Here is a 16,783-nt window from a genome sequence, read left to right as displayed (position 1 = left end):
GGATAGTGTCCAAGTCACGTGTAGTCAAGCACGCAAAATGACATTTGTTTTAAATTAGATCATTAAAAAGTAAGGATAAATAATTAACAAGTTATTGTTAAATTGGAGTTTATAAAGTGGCGGTTTCTCAGTTTAAATCAATATTGTTCAGTGTATAAATGCGCTAAACCGCAAGTCTATCTGGTCTATCTTTATCTAAAATAGCCTTCATTTTTAAAGCGCTTGAAATAAATTAATTCATCCAACAAAAATAAGTTTTATTTCAAAAGAGTAAAAGCCCATTAAACGGCTTTTACTGTATGAATGCTAATCAACTTATAGTTTTATTTTAAAGAAATCTGTAAGTACGCTCGAAGCTTCATTTACATATTGAGGAATATCATATAATTCCATGTGATTTGCACCTTCAATAATATGTAAGGTTTTATCCTGACTTGCCGCGCGCTGAATTAAATCTTCACTCATCCACTTACTACCTGCCACACTTCCAGCAATCGAAACTAATGGCTGAGTTAAGAAAGCTTCAGCTTTGTTGTAGGCATCATAAGTAATAATTTGAGTTAAGCTACGAGCTGTTGCAAATCCTGGTGAATTAGGGTGTTCAGCTCGTGGTGTATGGTAATACTCCCATGCTTGACGCAGCTCTTCATTCGGCGCATCTTCCTCTTTTAAAGGCGCAAGCGGAATGGTTGCAATATCTGAACTATTTGCATCTGCTGTTCGAGCATCAGATCCGGCTTGAATGTATGGGATAGCGTCTGCATCTTTAACTGTATTTTCCCAACCATTTCTAAACATTGAACCAATATTTACTGCACTTACCGTACCTACTGCTTTAATACGATGATCATTGATTGCCGCATTCGCAGCGTAACCCGCACCTGCACAAATACCCATCGCCCCAATACGGTTTTGATCGACATAACTTAACGTGGTGAGATAATCAATAACGGCACTAATGTCTTCTGTACGGATATAAGGATTTTCCAATTGACGTGGAAGACCTGTACTTTCACCTTGATAAGAGGCATCAAATGCAATAGTTACGAATCCTTGCTTTGCAAGATTAGCTGCATATAAACCTGCTGTTTGCTCTTTTACGCCCCCACCCGGATGAGCAACAACAACTGTAGGATATTTTTGAGTTTCATCAAAAGTTGGTGGGTAATGAATATTTGCAGCAATTGTATTGCCTTGACCATTAGTGTTTTGAAATTTCACAGTTTTCATTAGATTGATTCCTTAATTAACTTAAATGTTTTGTTGAAAAAATGGGATGAGTTTTGCTTGTGCTTCATTTCACTAAAACCATAGTAACAAGCAACGATTAGTCTGATTAGAAGGTATAATTTGATCGTAACTATTAGTAGAACTTATAAATCATGAAAATCAATCTGAATGATTTAAAAACATTTTCTGAAGTAGTAAAGACTAAAAATTTTACGAAAGCTGCGGCATATATGGGCGTTACTCAGTCTGCTGTGAGTCAAAGTATTAATAATCTTGAAGCGCAGTTAGGTATCAAATTATTAAACCGATCTACCCGCAGCTTAACTCTTACCGAAGCGGGTTCTCGTTTAATCGAATTAGTCGGTCAAAACATAGAAAATATAGACTTAGGAATAGAACAAATTAGTTCTATGAAAGACCTGCCGAGTGGACATGTTCGTATTTCTGCAGATGCTTATACGATTAAATATCATTTGTGGCCCAAACTTAAAAATATTGTTAAGCAATATCCCGATATATCGATTGAACTGACTTCTGAGAATAGACGGATTGATATTGCCAAAGAGGGATATGATGCTGGTGTCCGTGTAGGCAATTTAGTCGAAAAAGATTTAATTGCGATCCCTATAAGTAAAGAGATTCCATTTCGTTTGGTGGCTTCACCTATGTATTTAGAAAAATACGGTACACCCCATACGATTGAAGATTTAAAAAATCATAAAGGAATTTATATCAGGTTATTAACTGATAACTCTCTAATGGCTTGGGAGTTTAAAGATAAAAATAAAAGTATATATTTTAGAGGGCCAGTACAACTCGTGATGACCAGTTTAGATGAGATGTTAGATGCAGTAATAGACAGTTGTGCAATTGCCTATTTACCCTATTCGCTCGTGCAACCAGCTTTGGAAGAAAAAAAACTAGTAAGTTTATTAGAGCAATATGCTGTCACATTGCCACCCTTTTATTTGTTCTATACGAGTCGGCGTTTAATATCTCCTGCGTTTAAGATTATTAAAGATGCATTGATCGAAAAATAATTTTATTAATAACAGACGCCTAATCTAAATCCTGAACAACTTCACCATAGTTGATAAAATTTGAGTTTATAAATAGGTGAGATGGAAGCATAAAAAACCCCGCAGGATATTGCAGGGTTCTATAGTGAACTGAATTATCGATGACCACGTCCGTGGCTATGCATATCAGACCCATGATCGCCATGGGCTTTATTATGATAGTAGCCTTTGCCATGATGCGGGCCATAATAAGCATGACCATAACCATGATGCGAACCACGATAAGCATGGCCATAACCATGATGTGTACCATGATAGGCATGACCATAGCCCTGATGTGAGCCACGATAAGCATGGCTATAGCCCTGATGCGAACCATGGTAAGCATGTTCTTTTGCAAAGGTTGGAGCAGAGAGAGCGATCAGTAAAGCCGCGAAAATAGACTTAATGTACTTCATAATAAATTCCTTTTTTATTGTAGTACTGGAATTTAAAGTAAGACATAAATGCATACACTGAACAAGTGATGATCTGTACTTGAATGTAAAATTGCTAAGCAAAACTGAGCTACTCAGTTTCCTAGATCTCCCCTCAGTAAATATTTCGCTAAGTTAATTTCTTTTTAAAAATTTTCAGTCCTAGAGACAGAAATACTTTTTATAAAACTTGCCAACCAAAGAATATATTCATATCTATTATTAAAGCTAGGCAAGAGGCTTAAATCTATTTTAATAATACGCTCTTTCATAGGTCTATTTAAACAACTTTCAAAATCAATAGCACTGTATTTTAATTTCAAATCATTAATAGCAGCCTCTTTTTTAATTTCTACTAAAAGCCTATTTAAACAATCAATTATGTTTTTTGAGGATTGATTGTTTAAATTAATATTCTCATAAACACTTTCAGCCACATCAAAATATTTTTTCATATCAGTATCCATATTTTTCTCATTTTTAAAAATTAAGTTGATTGAGTATGCATTTAAAACTGTATATGTAAATTTTCTAAATATATTTATAGATAAGCATTTTATTACCTTAACACAATATCAGCCATATAACACCCTACCTATCATTTAATTAATTAAATTTTATTTATCTAAAAATTAAAAACAATCAATATTAATATATATGTTACTTCCTGTATTTGAGCTAAATATATTTAACCTACCATATCAATAGCCTATTTAATTTAAAGAAACATCTTGTCGATAATTGCTCTATTTTAAGCACATATCTCTACATATAGTTCCCACAATCACTGCAATGTAACTAGATTAACAGCCTATTATAAGACTTCCTTATTACTATTATTAAAGAAGTTTAAAATGTCTGATTTTAAAGATTTTTCAAAAAAAGCAACTCAAGATCAAAACGATTCCAACTCTAAGCCTACTGAGGAAAAAAATGAAAAAAACACTCAAAACCCTGAAGCAGAAAATTCACCACCAGAGCAAAACAAAAAAGAAAATAGCCAATAAAATTAATTAAAATTTATTTTAATTAATTTATAAGCCCTATTTAATATAGGGCTTTTTAAATAATTGACTTTAAAACTATATTTTTAGCACCAAAAACACCAAAAACCAATTGTATTTATTATAAAAATAACAGATTCTCCAATCAAAATTTCTTATTAATTTTTTTATGTTTTTAATATAACCATTTCTTAAAATTAGTTATGATTTAATTTTGAAATTTTGTTAAATCTGTTAAGGTAAAATCTGGCTCTATATGTGTTTGGATCAGTAAAATTAGCTCTGCATTGACTTGTCGAATGAGTTGAGCCTGTAGTCTGTTATCTTCAATTTCATCAAGCAACCGAATAATAATATTTCTAAGCCACTCACACTCCAATTCTTTCTCAGCATTTTTTTGAGTTAGATATTGTAAAAGTTTATCTCTTTCAATTAATTGATCACTCATAGCCATACCTAAAGCCTAATTTATTTCATATTACAATACAAAAATATAAAACTCATTGAATCTTATGTATGGAGAGATTTCATAAATCAGATTTATATTAAATAAAACGATAAACCACTTTAAGATCTTTTAAACTTCAACAAGATATGATTCAACTCTTTTTTGAGCCTCAATAAAATTCATTTCTTTACTCACCCAAAATGAGAAAATCCTCCCATTTAAGTGAAAATATTCTTTACTATATTCAGAACCATATTCTGAATAATGACTATCTACTTTAAAATAATTATGATTATCTTTTCTTTTTTGGCCATTGAGTATGCCGCCAATACAGATATCCATTTTAATACCAATAATTAATCGAGATTAACTATAACACAAATACACCTGTTATTTTAAAAAGAGTTGTTACTATTAATTTTTTAAAATTGGATATTCTTTAATTTCATTGTATCCACTTAAAATAATTAGAGTTAAAAATAAATTTATATATTTATTATTTTTTTAACATGCAGTTTAATCACTTATTTTTTTAGAGGATATCTTATTTTTAAAATACTTCTTCTTAGATTAGATAAATCTCTATATGCTGTCATGAACTACTTATAGAAATTATTTCAATGACCCAGCAGCCCCTGCTACAAGAACTCAACTCAAGAATTGAATATTACTCTACAAGAACCGACTATCCCCTACGCAGAATTTTAATAGGTTACCGAGCATATGCAAAATTGATGCTATGTTCATCCTTCTCAGATGAAGTCATAAATTCTGCAATTGACCCAAACAAACGGAAATATAAAAATTTAAAAATCAAAGTCACTAAGGATGATGATCAACTCGACCTTGAGTAAATCATCCATCAATAAAACTTTGCTTCACCTACAGGGCGAGTCTTAAACCGTCTATGAAACCACATGTACTGTGTTGGGGCGATTCGGATCTGGTTTTCAATAATTTTGTTGACGCGTTCAGCATCATCAACTTCACAGCCACTTGGAAAGTTTTCAAGTTTAGGTTCGACCAGAACGTTGTATTGAGGGTTTCGGATATCGCCACTTCTATAAAAATATAAGGGAATTGCAACAGCATTTGAAATATCCATAAGCCTGCGATGTGCGGTTACGGTTGCAGCTTGTATTCCAAAAAATGAGGCCATGACCCCTTGTTTTAAACCGAAATCCTGATCAGGGCTATACCAGATTGCATGACCCTTTTTTAGTTTTTCGATGAGGCTTCGCATGTTGTCTTTCGCAATTTGATTTTTATAAACTCTAGCGCGACTGCGATGAATGAGGAAATCCATAAAAGGATTATTTTGAGGTCTATACACCACATCCATATCGAAGAATAAGGTGCAAGCAGCGCCCCCTGCATCGAGTAATGTACTGTGTGTGCCTAATAGCAAAATACCCCGATCCCGATTGTCATTTAGGTGCTCTAAGCCTTCTATATGAACTCTCTTTTTAAACCATGCAGGACAATACCAAGCATTTAAGGCTTCAAAGATACCAATCATTGTATCGGTAAAAACTAACTTAGCTTTGGCTTCAATTTGCTCAGGTGTTTTTTCCGGAAAACACGCTCCCAAATTTCTTAACGTTGTTTTCCTTCGGGAGGCCAAGAGTGACCAAGCAATTTTTGAAAAAAGTTTTGCTAACCGCCACTGGATTGCCCAAGGCAAGTAGGCAAGAAACATAAGAATAAAAGCTGAAAACCATATACCCCAATATTTCAGTGATAGAAAGGAAAATTGAAACTGCCCAGACTTATACTGCGGTTCAGATTTCGTCATACTGTAAATATCTAGAGGTATAGGTAATCATCCTAACACACGTGAACCCTATATGCGTTTGCAAAGTGTGTCTATTTTTAAGCTCAACTTACAGTTCTTACTTATTCATTCGCAATACCTTAACTACAGCCATCTGGGAGTTTTATTATTTATAAGAATATTAATCACTTACTTTTCAAATTTTTCGTAAATGCATCTGAATTAAAATAGTCAGTAATCTCTTCGCCTTGGTTTAGAACTTTCTCCTTTGGAATATTTAAAAAATCCAGTTCTGATTTAAAGCTCATAAATTCAGGAATAAATTTCTTAATCGGTGGCGGTGGTTTAGGCCCACCTTCTGTGATTTTTTCAATAAATCCGGCTAGCCATAAGATATATTCATCTTCCATATCAGGATGTGGAATCAGACTAATATCTATTTTTACTTGGCATTCATTTAAGGGTTTTATCAAAGCTTCTTCAAAATTAATGTAGTTATACTTTAGTTTGAAAACGGTTCCAGATATCTCTTTACGTATAAAAATTATTAAATGATTAAGATTTTCAATAGTATCATCTGAAAAAAGCTCAACTTCTTTAACTTTCCTATACACACTTTCAGCAATAGCTAAGTATTGTGGCATTGAGTTTTTCCTTATATTTGAAGTAGTACTCGGTTGCTTCTCAAAGTAAGTATGCTTTAAGTTATGTTTATTCGTGTAAGTTTATGTATTATTAAGAAACAAATGTTATCAAACTGTTAATTTTAAGCTATTCTTTAAGCTTATTTTAACTTCTCTTTAGAAAAAAATTTTTTATCCGCTTAATTCATCTTTTTAGTAGGCAAATAATGTATTTTTTTTATCACCTTTTCGTACATTCAAGTCAGAAACAACCGACTATGTTTTTTTACTGAAATTTGGTACTTGATCAATAAAGTCCCTTAAAGGCATTGGGCATCCCCATAAATAGCCTTGAAACTCCGTACAACCATTATCTTTAAAAGCGCTAAACTGTTCGGCCGTTTCTATTCCCTCTACCAACACACGAAGGTTCAAGTCCAGACCAATTTTAATAATGCCCGTGACCAGTTTATTGCTACGCTTGTCATCTAAAGCAGCCTCTACAAAACTACGATCAATTTTAATTTGGCTAATCGGCATTTTTTGCAAATAGCTTAAAGATGAATAACCCGTGCCAAAGTCATCAAGAGAAAGCTGGATTCCATGTTTTGACAAGAAGTGCATTTTTTCGATCATGCTAGCGCAATTATTTAAAGCAATATTTTCAGTAATTTCTAATATGAGCAGCGATGGATTAATGCCATGTTTCTGAACCATACCAATCACAGTTTGTTCAAAGTGCTGTTGCATAAAATGATCGGCACTAATATTGATTGAGAGTTTCAGTTTTTTGGTCTCTTCTTTTTTGCTCCATTGATGCAACACGCAACAGGCTTGCGCAAGTACCCATTCGCCAATCTTGGGCATTAACTCATAAACTTCAGCGACCGGAATAAAATCTTTTGTCGGAACATATCCTAAAACAGGATGATGCCATCTGAGCAAAGCCTCCGCACCAATCAGGGTTTCAGACGAATCTATTTGTGGTTGATAAAAAAGCTCAAATTGTTTTTTCGCAAGCGCCAGTCGTAGGTCTTGCACCAATTTATTTTCTATTTGCATCTCTAATTGCATCGTATAAATTGAGATACAAATCATGAGTGTGGCGACACAAGTTACAATCCATCCACCATGATCACGAATGCTTTCTGGTAAAGGGATTGCGCCAGCGATATTAAAAGAGCTGCCACTAAAAAATATAAAACATGTAATCGACAATACAATCAAAATAAATTGTAAGAAACTTGGATCACGGCGGTAATTTAAATACCCCAATATCGCTCCGGCAGGCAAAAACAAGTGTGCCACTCGCGGGTAATCAATACTCGCCACATCAAAAAACAGGCAAAACACCACTGGAAAAACCAGCAGCACGGCTTGGGATAAGAGAATACCCGCTGAAATTTGACGTATATACAGTAAAAAAAGACTAAATAGAGATATCATTGTGAAAAAGATATCCATACAAACAATAAGCCACATTTGTGCAATTGCGAAATATATTGTCCAAAACAAGCAAAAAATAAGGCAAATAAAGATATTGGCTTTGGCTGCAATAGTAAGTTGCTGATCCTTTATGGCACTATAATTTTTCTTTTGTTTTTTTAAGTAAGACGAAGCTATCATAAATAAATCAACCATAAAAATATTTCTACATAGATCCCCAATGTGATCATTGATACTCCATTTCAATATTTACTCATAAAACGTAATGTTTTATTTCCCTGTTCTTTATACTTTTCGTTTTAATGTAGGTATTGTTTTAATAATGCTGGTACAGTTCTGTTGTTTAATTGAACGATACTGTTTTTTAAGTACTCCTTAATTTTAAAGTATCATGACCTAACAATACATGCCTCTGCTACCAAGGTACAGCCTTTAAATGGTGAAAATTCAAACAAATGTCAAAAAATATGCGCTTATCGTAATCTTACACACCCGTAGGTGCATAAGATGACCTATTTAAGCATTTTGAAAATGGCTGATTTAGCCTTCAAGTTTTATCTAAGAGAAATAGCAACGATTACTGCAAAAACAGCATATAGACTGCTGACCGCAACTAATGCTCGGCCATCGACCGAACCACGGCGGAATAAAGCCCATAGAAATACAATAGCGAGTGCAGTAATCACACCAGATGCCAATAGCACGCCATCAAAGCGCCACGGTGTAAAGAAAATACCCAATGCACTTGGTATGGTCGCCTGAATCATCATGGCTCCGGAAATGTTTGCTAAAGCTAAACGTTCTTTGCCTTGGCGCACCCAAATCAGCGCATTCATAATTTCAGGTAATTCAGTTGCAACCGGACTCAGTAGCAAAGCAACCATGTGAGGCGGCCAGCTAAGTGCTGTACCAATCGCTTCTAGTTGAGCCACAAAGGTGTGTGATGCAATGCTAATCACAACTAAAGCCAACAAGACTTGTAGACCCGCCCAACCTAAAGATGGTTCGGCCGTATTTGGACGAAATTTGAGGGGTTCAAGTTCTTCTTCTTCAGCGCTTGTGTCAGATTCTCTAATCTCACGCCAGACATAAGCTGCATAAGCCGCCAAAAATAAAATGCCTAGCCAAGGCTTAATGGCAAATGCAACCAAACCAAGCGCTACTTTTAATACAAAGATTGCAAGGAAAGAAACCTGATCTCGACTTAAGCGAGCGTAATCAACTTGTACCTGATTTGATGCGCGTGCCAGCTTTTTACGATGAAGGATTAATACCAGACCAACAACAGCATAGCCCAACGTTGCCAAAACCAGTGGGCCACCCATTGCAGCCCCAACACCCAAGTCTTTTTGTTCTGGCGTATTACCAAATACAACGGCCATAAAAGTGACTGCACTTTCAGGTAGCGCTGTACCAAAAGCTGCGAGAACTGAGCCTACTGCGGTTGCACCGAGGTTAAGACGTTTACCAAACCATTCAATGCCGTTAACGAAATATTCGCAGGCGAGATAAATTGCCCCAGCGGACAAAAAGAATAAGATAAAAGTGAGGAGCATAGAATCATTCCAGCCGGGCGAACAAGAAACCATTGGCGCAACAACGCTCCTCGCCCGACTAGCAAAGTACGTTGTGGCCAAAGGTCTCGCCTAGCTCACACTGTATATATACAGCGGCTGAACACGCCATGAGATACTCATCTCAAGTTTGTTGACGTGCTCTTCCTAGCTGGGTACTAGGAATGGCTACTCCCCAATGACAATGGGGTGGATTTTAGCAGTGATTTCGTTGTAACTCTACTGCGTTGGTCAGACAAAATGTATTTCTACACTGGCATGTACAATTTCTTCGTGAATAGACAATGCTTTTTTGACCAAATCGGGGGTTAAATCTGTTCTATTCGTTTCTAAAGCCAAAATACATGAGAATTTTCCCTTACCTACTTTCCATACGTGTAAATCGGTAATTTTCACTTGGGACAATTGCTCTATAACTTCTTGGATTTCAGCGACAACGGGATGTGACATTTCGGCATCTAGTAACGTTTTTCCTGTATCACGTAAAAGTCCCCAAGACCACTGGGCAACAAGTATGGCTCCTACTATCCCCAATAGTGCATCTAAAAAATTCCATCCAAAATATTTACCAGCAAAAAGTGCAACTATGGCTAATACCGAAGTTACAGCATCGGCAACCACATGTATAAACGCAGCTTTATGATTTAAATCGTGATGATGATCATGATGGTGATGACTATGCCCATGATCGTGATGATGGTGGTGGTCATGGCTATCATGTAATAGCCATGCGCAGATTATATTGACAGCCAACCCTACAACAGCAATAGAAATCGCTTCATCATAGTGAATATCAACAGGATGAAGTAATCGCTCAATAGATTGGGCGCCCATCAAAAGCGCAACCACCATTAATATGATTGCACTGCTATAGCCCCCCAAAATTTCAATTTTCCAAGTTCCGAAACTAAAACGTTTGTCATGGGCATAACGGCGAGCCATTTTGTAAGCAATATAAGCCAGCCCTAGCGCAACCATGTGTGAACTCATGTGCCATCCATCGGCTAAAAGTGCCATGGAATTAAAGATCCACCCCCCTACAATTTCAAAAACCATCATCACGGCAGTTAGGATAGTTGCTATCAAAATTTTCTTTTGAGCCAGAGGGTTTCCTTCATCGAACTGATGAGAATGGTAACGTTCTAAGTTGCTATTGATTTCCATATTTATGGTCTTTTATTAATACTCCCCCATAGTATATATTTATTTGAAAGAAAATAGATTGCCTGACGACCAAGACAAGAAAATTTTTAATCAGTATTTACCCCTCAGGACTCATGTGCCAGAGTGAATTGAGCAAATGTACTATTCAAATTGGTAGAGCCAAAAGCCAAACTATTTGTACTCATGACTCTTTGCATGTACCGAAAACAGCGATTTTAGAATTCTTTCAGTTGAAAGCGTTTAGTCAGTTTCTTTTGCAAAACAAGAACCAAAATTGGGAATCCTGCTGCGGAAATTGCACATAACACCAGTAACTTATTTACACTTTGTGGTGCCATGGCGTGGTCTGATAATAAAAAAGCAGACAGGAAAAATGCGATGGTTGTCATGAGATACATGATTGATGTCTGTAATGAAGAGAATCCAGCTCTTTGCTGATCGTCAGGAAATTGCATCGTAACCACCGAAGATGACACCAAACGACTGTAAGAAGCGCCGAGAAATAAAGTAATAAATAACCCTGCCTGCTGATAGCCTAAAACTGGTATGAGCAAACTGAGTATAAAAACTATGGTTGAAGCTGTAGCCAACAGCAAAGCAGAAAAACGGGAAGTTAACAGGCCTGTAATTTTTGTAGATAGATAGCCTACAATGCCCCCACAAAAGAAAAGCCAAGGTAGTAGGTCTTGCGAAGCGCCCAATTGCTGAATCATTAATGGCGCTAGAATAGGAATAACCAGCATTGGACTAAACTGTACAAGCGCATTACTGGAGGCGAACAGTAAAGTATCTCCATCAAGAGACGGCGCTCGAAACACCTCTAAAGAGACTGGGTCTTTGGGTATAATGGATACCACCAATGGCAATGCCAACAGACACAATATAGCGATTACCCATAAAGCCACATGCCAACCATAATGTATACACAGATATATTAGAGTGGGCATTCCTACAATACTGACTATCGAAAATGACGCAATCACTGTCGCTAACATTTTTCCGCGTAAGTGCGGCGGTGCGTTGTTTATCAATATACTGATACCCACACCCATTGTTGTACCACCTACCAGCCCTGCACAAAATCGGAGAGCAAGCAGAAGACTAAAACTAGATGTGAAAGTTGTTAATAGTGTCAGTAAGCCTAGTAGTGCCATATTGGCAATTAAGAAATTTTTCTTATTGAAGTGATCAATCCGGTAAAAGGCTATAACGCCAGAAAGAACGGCTCCGAGTGTGTACATACCCGACACATAGCCTGAAAATGATACAGGCACAGAGCAATCTGTTGCCATAAAAACAAAAATGGGATTGAACACCATGTATTCCAGCGCATTGGTGAACTGGACAAAAGCAATCACAATCGCTATTCGTATAAGGGCTTTATGATTCAATGTTGGTGTGCCTAGAGGCATAGCAAGCAACCTATGGATGAAAGACACCCAAGTTTAATCGCTATCAATAGTGTTTATTATGTGCTAAAAATGGCACTTATTATTATCAAATTTGGGATAATTGATGCGATCGGCTTTTGATATTAATACTCTGAAAGTGTTCATTGCGGTGGTTGAAAGAGAAAGTTTTGTTGGGGCATCAAAAATCCTTGAAATGCCGACATCAAACGTGAGTCGTTGTATTTCCCAGTTAGAAGAAAAATTAGATCTACAGCTCATTGAGCGTAGCACCCGACATATGAAACTCACTCAGGCGGGACACCTACTCTATACCCGAGCAAAGCCATTACTAGAAGCGCTTGAGCAAACTGAAACAGAGTTAACGTTACGACAAATACAGCTCAAGGGTCCATTACGTATCTGTATTCCCAATGAAATAGGCCCTGCGCTGCTAGGTTCTGTTATTGCCGACTTCGCCTGCCAGTATCCAGACCTAGAAATTAGCTGTGTCACAAATTTGTCCGGTTTCGAGTCTCTGCGAGATGATCTGGATTTAGCGGTTATTATTACCCGTGGACAGCTAGATAACAGTGACTATATCGCCCGTCAGTTGGTGACGATCCCTTGCACTATTGTTGCAGCTCCTTCGGTCATTCAGCGTTATGGCACCCCTACTCATATCCAGCAATTTGAAGAGTTACCCTGTATTACAACAGTAACTGCACTCAAAGGTGCTCCTTGGCAGTTTGTAAATAAAAAGGGAGAGTTTGAAACAATCAAGGTCAAAGGGCATTATCGGGTAAACAGTGGAGAGATGGCAGGACAAGCTGCTGTAGCAGGTGTTGGTTTTGCAATTTTATCCAAACAAGCTTGCCAACCCTACATTAGCGATGGACGATTAATCGAAATTGAGTTTGAGCAATCGGCAGCGCCATTGCATTTGTTTGCGATTTATTCAAATCGTCGGTATTTACCCGCTAAAACAAGAGCGATTATTGATTTCATGCATGAGAAATTGAGTCATCTATCTTCATAAAACATAGCTTTTCACAAATATTTGCAATCTATATGTTCCCCAACAGGAGCTTTATTCACATTGCCAATCTTTATTTTGTCTATTGATCAAGCTGATAAGAGTACTTTCTTTTTGCTGTTTATTTCTTCACTCATTTTAGGAATCCTTTTTGCCAATCAGCCTCAATTTGTTAAGATGGCAACCTTGAGAAATTAAGTTAAGCTCTCTCACACTGTTGACTCAATTTTGACATAAAAAAGGTACACTAGAAGGTATACTTTTTTCTTAGATTAAATCCAATTCACACAGATATTGTTAGAATTGGCTAGATGACCAAACGTAAAATATTATTGATTTTTTAAGGGTTTATTACGCATGAATAGCGCTGAAATCATGGCTGATCTCTCCACCCACACTCCAATGATGCAGCAATATCTCAAGGTCAAAAAAGAATATCAACATGCGTTGCTGTTTTATCGTATGGGCGACTTTTATGAACTTTTTTTTGAAGACGCGCATTTAGCAGCCAAACTTTTAGGAATTACCCTAACCCATCGTGGTAAAGCAAACGGCAACCCGATTCCAATGGCAGGTGTTCCTTACCATTCAGCAGAAGGTTATCTTGCACGCTTGGTTAAAGCAGGCCGCACCGTTGCCATTTGCGAACAAGTCGGCGAAGTCACAGGCAAAGGCCCTGTTGAACGTAAAGTTGTTCGCATTCTTACGCCAGGTACTTTAACTGACGATGCACTACTTACAAGTTATCAGTCATCTAACCTTGTGGCGCTATGCATTCATCAAAACCAGATCGGTTTTGCTTTACTCGACTTAAGTGCGGGTATTTTTAAAGTTCAGCAACAAGACTACAAACCAGAACAACTTCCAATTGAACTTGCGCGCCTCATGCCAAGTGAAATTTTGATTGATGAAGATTTGGTTGACACTCATATTATTGAGCAAATTAAAAAGCACTTAGATTGCCCTGTTACCAAACGCCCAAATGTAGACTTCAATCTAAATAATGCACAAAAAACTTTATGTGATCAGTTCACGGTATCTACACTTTCTGGTTTTGGACTAGACCCATTACCTTTAGCTAAAGCTGCTGCTGCGGCTCTGATTCACTATGCTAAAGAAACCCAAAAAACGGCGTTACCGCATATTCGTTCAATTTTGCTGGAACAAAGTACAGACTTTATTGCGCTCGACCCAATCACGCGCCGTAACTTAGAAATTATTGAACCGTTATTTGATCATGGAACCTCTTTATTCCAACTTGTGAATGACTGTCAAACAGCAATGGGCGGGCGTTTACTGAGCCGTACGCTCACGCAACCTGTTCGCGATACCGCATTGCTCGATGCTCGTTTAGATGCGATTGAACAGTTAATTCAGGGGTATCATGAAAGCCCTGTTCGTCTAGTGCTTAAAGAAATTGGCGATATTGAACGTGTCTTAAGCCGTGTAGCGCTTGGCAGTGCTCGTCCACGCGATTTAGTTCAGCTTCGTCATGCTTGCGCGCAAATTCCAGCGTTAAGAACAGCTTTAACGCCAGTGATTCAAGCGAAAAAATCGAAACTATTAGTTCAACTTGATCAAGAACTTGGCGACTTTAAAGCGCTTCATCAACACTTAATGGCAGCTATTGTTGAAAACCCGCCAGTATTACTTCGTGATGGCAATGTAATTGCAGAAGGTTACGATGCTGAACTCGATGAATTACGTCAAATTCGTGATCATGCAGGTCAATTCCTCATTGATTTAGAAATTAAAGAGCGTGAACGTACTGGCATTAATACCTTAAAAATCGGTTATAACCGTGTCAGTGGTTACTACATTGAACTGACTCGTGCGCAAGCCGAGCAAGCCCCTGCCGACTATATTCGTCGCCAAACTTTAAAGAATGCTGAGCGTTACATTACGCCTGAGCTAAAAAGCTTCGAAGATAAAGTACTGTCAAGCGAGTCGCGTGCTTTAGCTCGTGAAAAAGCACTGTTTGAAGCTTTACTTGAAAACCTTCGCGAAAATATTGCTCATCTACAAATGATGAGTTCAGCAATTGCACAAATTGACGTGGTGGCAAACTTTGCACATCAAGCCCGTTTAAACAATTGGGCACGTCCAGAATTTACACCAGAAACGGGTATTAAAATTCAAGGCGGCCGTCACCCTGTGGTTGAGGCCCTAAGTAAAGCACCATTTACCCCAAATGATACTTTCCTTGATGTACAGCACCGCATGGCGATTATTACCGGCCCGAACATGGGTGGTAAATCTACGTTTATGCGTCAAACTGCATTAATTAGTTTGCTTGCTTACTGCGGTAGTTATGTTCCGGCCAGAGCTGCCAAGCTTGGCCCGATTGACCGTATTTTTACCCGTATTGGTTCAGCCGATGATTTGTCAACGGGTAAATCAACATTTATGGTTGAGATGACTGAAACTTCTCAAATTTTGCACCATGCAACTAATCAGTCGTTGGTGTTAATGGATGAAGTTGGCCGTGGTACGAGTACCTACGATGGTCTTTCTTTAGCATGGGCGTGTGTCATTGATTTAACCAAACGTGTTAAGTGCTTATGTCTGTTTGCGACCCACTATTTCGAATTGACCGAGTTAGGCAGTGAAGCAGGTATCGACAACTACCATGTAACTGCTCAAGAGTTAAATGGCAACCTGATTTTATTGCATAAAGTTCAACAAGGCCCTGCAAGCCAAAGCCATGGTTTACAAGTTGCGAAATTGGCTGGTATTCCTGCCAATGTTATTAAAGAAGCTCAAAAGCGTTTACGCATTTTAGAGAAGCAGCAACAGCAACACTTACAAACCAGCGTTCAAGACGATTTGTTTGCCACTATCGATTCAAATGCGATATCGAACACTCAAGTTATCGAGAAAGTGATTGAAATTGAAGTGCCTTCACCTGCTCTAGATTTGCTTAAGCAAATTGAAGTAGATAACTTGACGCCTCGTCAGGCACTTGAACAACTTTATGAGCTAAAAGCAGCGCTCAATTCATAATTATTTATTGAGCAAACATGTAAAAAACATGTTTGCTCTTACTCTAAGGAGAATAAAATTTCTATTTTCTTAAGGTCCCTGTTCTATGCAGAGATCGATTTAATTTGGCAACAAATTAGTCGACGAGAACTGATTACCCAACTCTATATACAAAAACAAGAACAATTAGAATTAACAGAATGTTTTTATGACGTTCAGCAGTGGGATGCATATCATTTAGAAAATGACCCACCCAAATTAAAAGAACTTTATCAACAAGGTGCATCGTTTATAGGTGCTTTTAATGCTGCTAAACAGTTAGTCGGTATTAGTGTGGTATCAGATCAAGTGATTACTGATTATCCCGATGCAAAGTTACTGCAATATTTTTATGTCGATGCCGACCAACAAGGTCAAGGTATTGGTGCACAGCTTATGCAGGCAGCGAAAGCGTCTGCCAAACAACTGGGCGCTCATCAACTTTATATTTCAGCGACACCGAGTAAACGTACAGTCGACTTTTATATCAAGCATGGTGCAAAGCCATTAAAGCATCCAGATCGGCAATTATGGGAGCTTGAACCCGAAGACATTCACCTGCTTTGTACGCTTTAAGCAC

The 16,783-nt window shown here is 37.5% G+C and carries 17 protein-coding genes and 1 riboswitch; of the genes, 6 read left to right on the top strand and 11 right to left on the bottom strand.

The features are described from left to right. Positions 1–315 precede the first annotated feature (315 nt). Positions 316–1,230 (bottom strand): alpha/beta hydrolase, encoded by a 915-nt coding sequence (locus ABLB96_RS08910; protein ID WP_348897828.1) that lies wholly within the window; start codon positions 1,228–1,230, stop codon positions 316–318. Positions 1,231–1,382: 152 nt separating this feature from the next. Here ABLB96_RS08910 and ABLB96_RS08905 point away from each other — a divergent pair, with 152 nt between their 5' ends. Beyond that, the gene (locus tag ABLB96_RS08905) at positions 1,383–2,270 is read left to right on the top strand and encodes a LysR family transcriptional regulator (RefSeq protein WP_348897827.1); all 888 of its coding nucleotides are present in this window, start codon (positions 1,383–1,385) and stop codon (positions 2,268–2,270) included. Between the two features lie 134 nt (positions 2,271–2,404). Here ABLB96_RS08905 and ABLB96_RS08900 read toward each other — a convergent pair whose 3' ends face one another. Beyond that, complete coding sequence (locus tag ABLB96_RS08900) at positions 2,405–2,707, bottom strand: hypothetical protein (RefSeq protein WP_348897826.1); 303 nt, start codon at positions 2,705–2,707, stop codon at positions 2,405–2,407. Positions 2,708–2,871: 164 nt separating this feature from the next. After that, positions 2,872–3,192 (bottom strand): hypothetical protein, encoded by a 321-nt coding sequence (locus tag ABLB96_RS08895; RefSeq protein ID WP_348897825.1) that lies wholly within the window; start codon positions 3,190–3,192, stop codon positions 2,872–2,874. A 387-nt stretch (positions 3,193–3,579) separates the two neighbouring features. Between ABLB96_RS08895 and ABLB96_RS08890 the strand changes: the two genes are divergently transcribed. Then, the gene (locus tag ABLB96_RS08890) at positions 3,580–3,732 is read left to right on the top strand and encodes a hypothetical protein (RefSeq protein ID WP_348897824.1); all 153 of its coding nucleotides are present in this window, start codon (positions 3,580–3,582) and stop codon (positions 3,730–3,732) included. Between the two features lie 205 nt (positions 3,733–3,937). Here ABLB96_RS08890 and ABLB96_RS08885 read toward each other — a convergent pair whose 3' ends face one another. After that, on the bottom strand, positions 3,938–4,177 hold the full coding sequence (locus ABLB96_RS08885; RefSeq protein WP_348898150.1) for a hypothetical protein: 240 nt from the start codon (positions 4,175–4,177) through the stop codon (positions 3,938–3,940). 129 nt (positions 4,178–4,306) lie between these two features. Beyond that, a complete protein-coding gene (locus ABLB96_RS08880) occupies positions 4,307–4,519 on the bottom strand; it encodes a hypothetical protein (RefSeq protein WP_348898149.1) in 213 nt (70 codons plus the stop codon). 278 nt (positions 4,520–4,797) lie between these two features. Here ABLB96_RS08880 and ABLB96_RS08875 point away from each other — a divergent pair, with 278 nt between their 5' ends. Further along, positions 4,798–5,031, top strand: coding sequence for a hypothetical protein (locus ABLB96_RS08875; protein WP_348898148.1), 234 nt, complete (start codon positions 4,798–4,800; stop codon positions 5,029–5,031). A gap of 8 nt (positions 5,032–5,039) precedes the next feature. Here the strand turns inward: ABLB96_RS08875 and ABLB96_RS08870 are convergent, their stop codons facing one another. The 6 genes from ABLB96_RS08870 to ABLB96_RS08845 form a co-directional block, all read right to left on the bottom strand. Further along, positions 5,040–5,972, bottom strand: coding sequence for a lauroyl acyltransferase (locus ABLB96_RS08870; RefSeq protein WP_348898147.1), 933 nt, complete (start codon positions 5,970–5,972; stop codon positions 5,040–5,042). Positions 5,973–6,136: 164 nt separating this feature from the next. Beyond that, positions 6,137–6,595 (bottom strand): hypothetical protein, encoded by a 459-nt coding sequence (locus tag ABLB96_RS08865; protein WP_348898146.1) that lies wholly within the window; start codon positions 6,593–6,595, stop codon positions 6,137–6,139. Between the two features lie 255 nt (positions 6,596–6,850). Then, positions 6,851–8,215: an EAL domain-containing protein gene (locus ABLB96_RS08860; protein WP_348898145.1), complete on the bottom strand. Its 1,365-nt coding sequence runs from the start codon at positions 8,213–8,215 to the stop codon at positions 6,851–6,853. Positions 8,216–8,574: 359 nt separating this feature from the next. Further along, the gene (locus ABLB96_RS08855; protein WP_348898144.1) at positions 8,575–9,576 is read right to left on the bottom strand and encodes a sodium:calcium antiporter; all 1,002 of its coding nucleotides are present in this window, start codon (positions 9,574–9,576) and stop codon (positions 8,575–8,577) included. An 11-nt stretch (positions 9,577–9,587) separates the two neighbouring features. Then, a riboswitch (yybP-ykoY riboswitch) is annotated at positions 9,588–9,783 on the bottom strand. Positions 9,784–9,825: 42 nt separating this feature from the next. Beyond that, entirely contained in the window at positions 9,826–10,758 is a 933-nt protein-coding gene (dmeF, locus tag ABLB96_RS08850; protein WP_348898143.1) for a CDF family Co(II)/Ni(II) efflux transporter DmeF, read from the bottom strand. A 215-nt stretch (positions 10,759–10,973) separates the two neighbouring features. After that, positions 10,974–12,170 (bottom strand): MFS transporter, encoded by a 1,197-nt coding sequence (locus ABLB96_RS08845; protein ID WP_348898142.1) that lies wholly within the window; start codon positions 12,168–12,170, stop codon positions 10,974–10,976. A 103-nt stretch (positions 12,171–12,273) separates the two neighbouring features. Here ABLB96_RS08845 and ABLB96_RS08840 point away from each other — a divergent pair, with 103 nt between their 5' ends. From ABLB96_RS08840 to ABLB96_RS08830, 3 genes are all read left to right on the top strand, one after another. Further along, positions 12,274–13,185, top strand: a complete 912-nt coding sequence (locus ABLB96_RS08840) for a LysR family transcriptional regulator (protein ID WP_348898141.1) — start codon at positions 12,274–12,276, stop codon at positions 13,183–13,185. 354 nt (positions 13,186–13,539) lie between these two features. Then, positions 13,540–16,185 carry a DNA mismatch repair protein MutS gene (mutS, locus tag ABLB96_RS08835; RefSeq protein ID WP_348898140.1) on the top strand — a complete coding sequence of 882 codons (2,646 nt, stop codon included), beginning with the start codon at positions 13,540–13,542 and terminating at the stop codon, positions 16,183–16,185. 63 nt (positions 16,186–16,248) lie between these two features. After that, the gene (locus tag ABLB96_RS08830; protein ID WP_348898151.1) at positions 16,249–16,779 is read left to right on the top strand and encodes a GNAT family N-acetyltransferase; all 531 of its coding nucleotides are present in this window, start codon (positions 16,249–16,251) and stop codon (positions 16,777–16,779) included. Positions 16,780–16,783 lie beyond the last annotated feature (4 nt).

It is taken from the genome of Acinetobacter sp. XH1741 (genome assembly GCF_041021895.1).
GTDB lineage: Bacteria > Pseudomonadota > Gammaproteobacteria > Pseudomonadales > Moraxellaceae > Acinetobacter.
The sequence above is the reverse complement of the archived record's forward strand: the minus strand, read 5'-3'. Positions and strand labels throughout refer to the sequence as shown.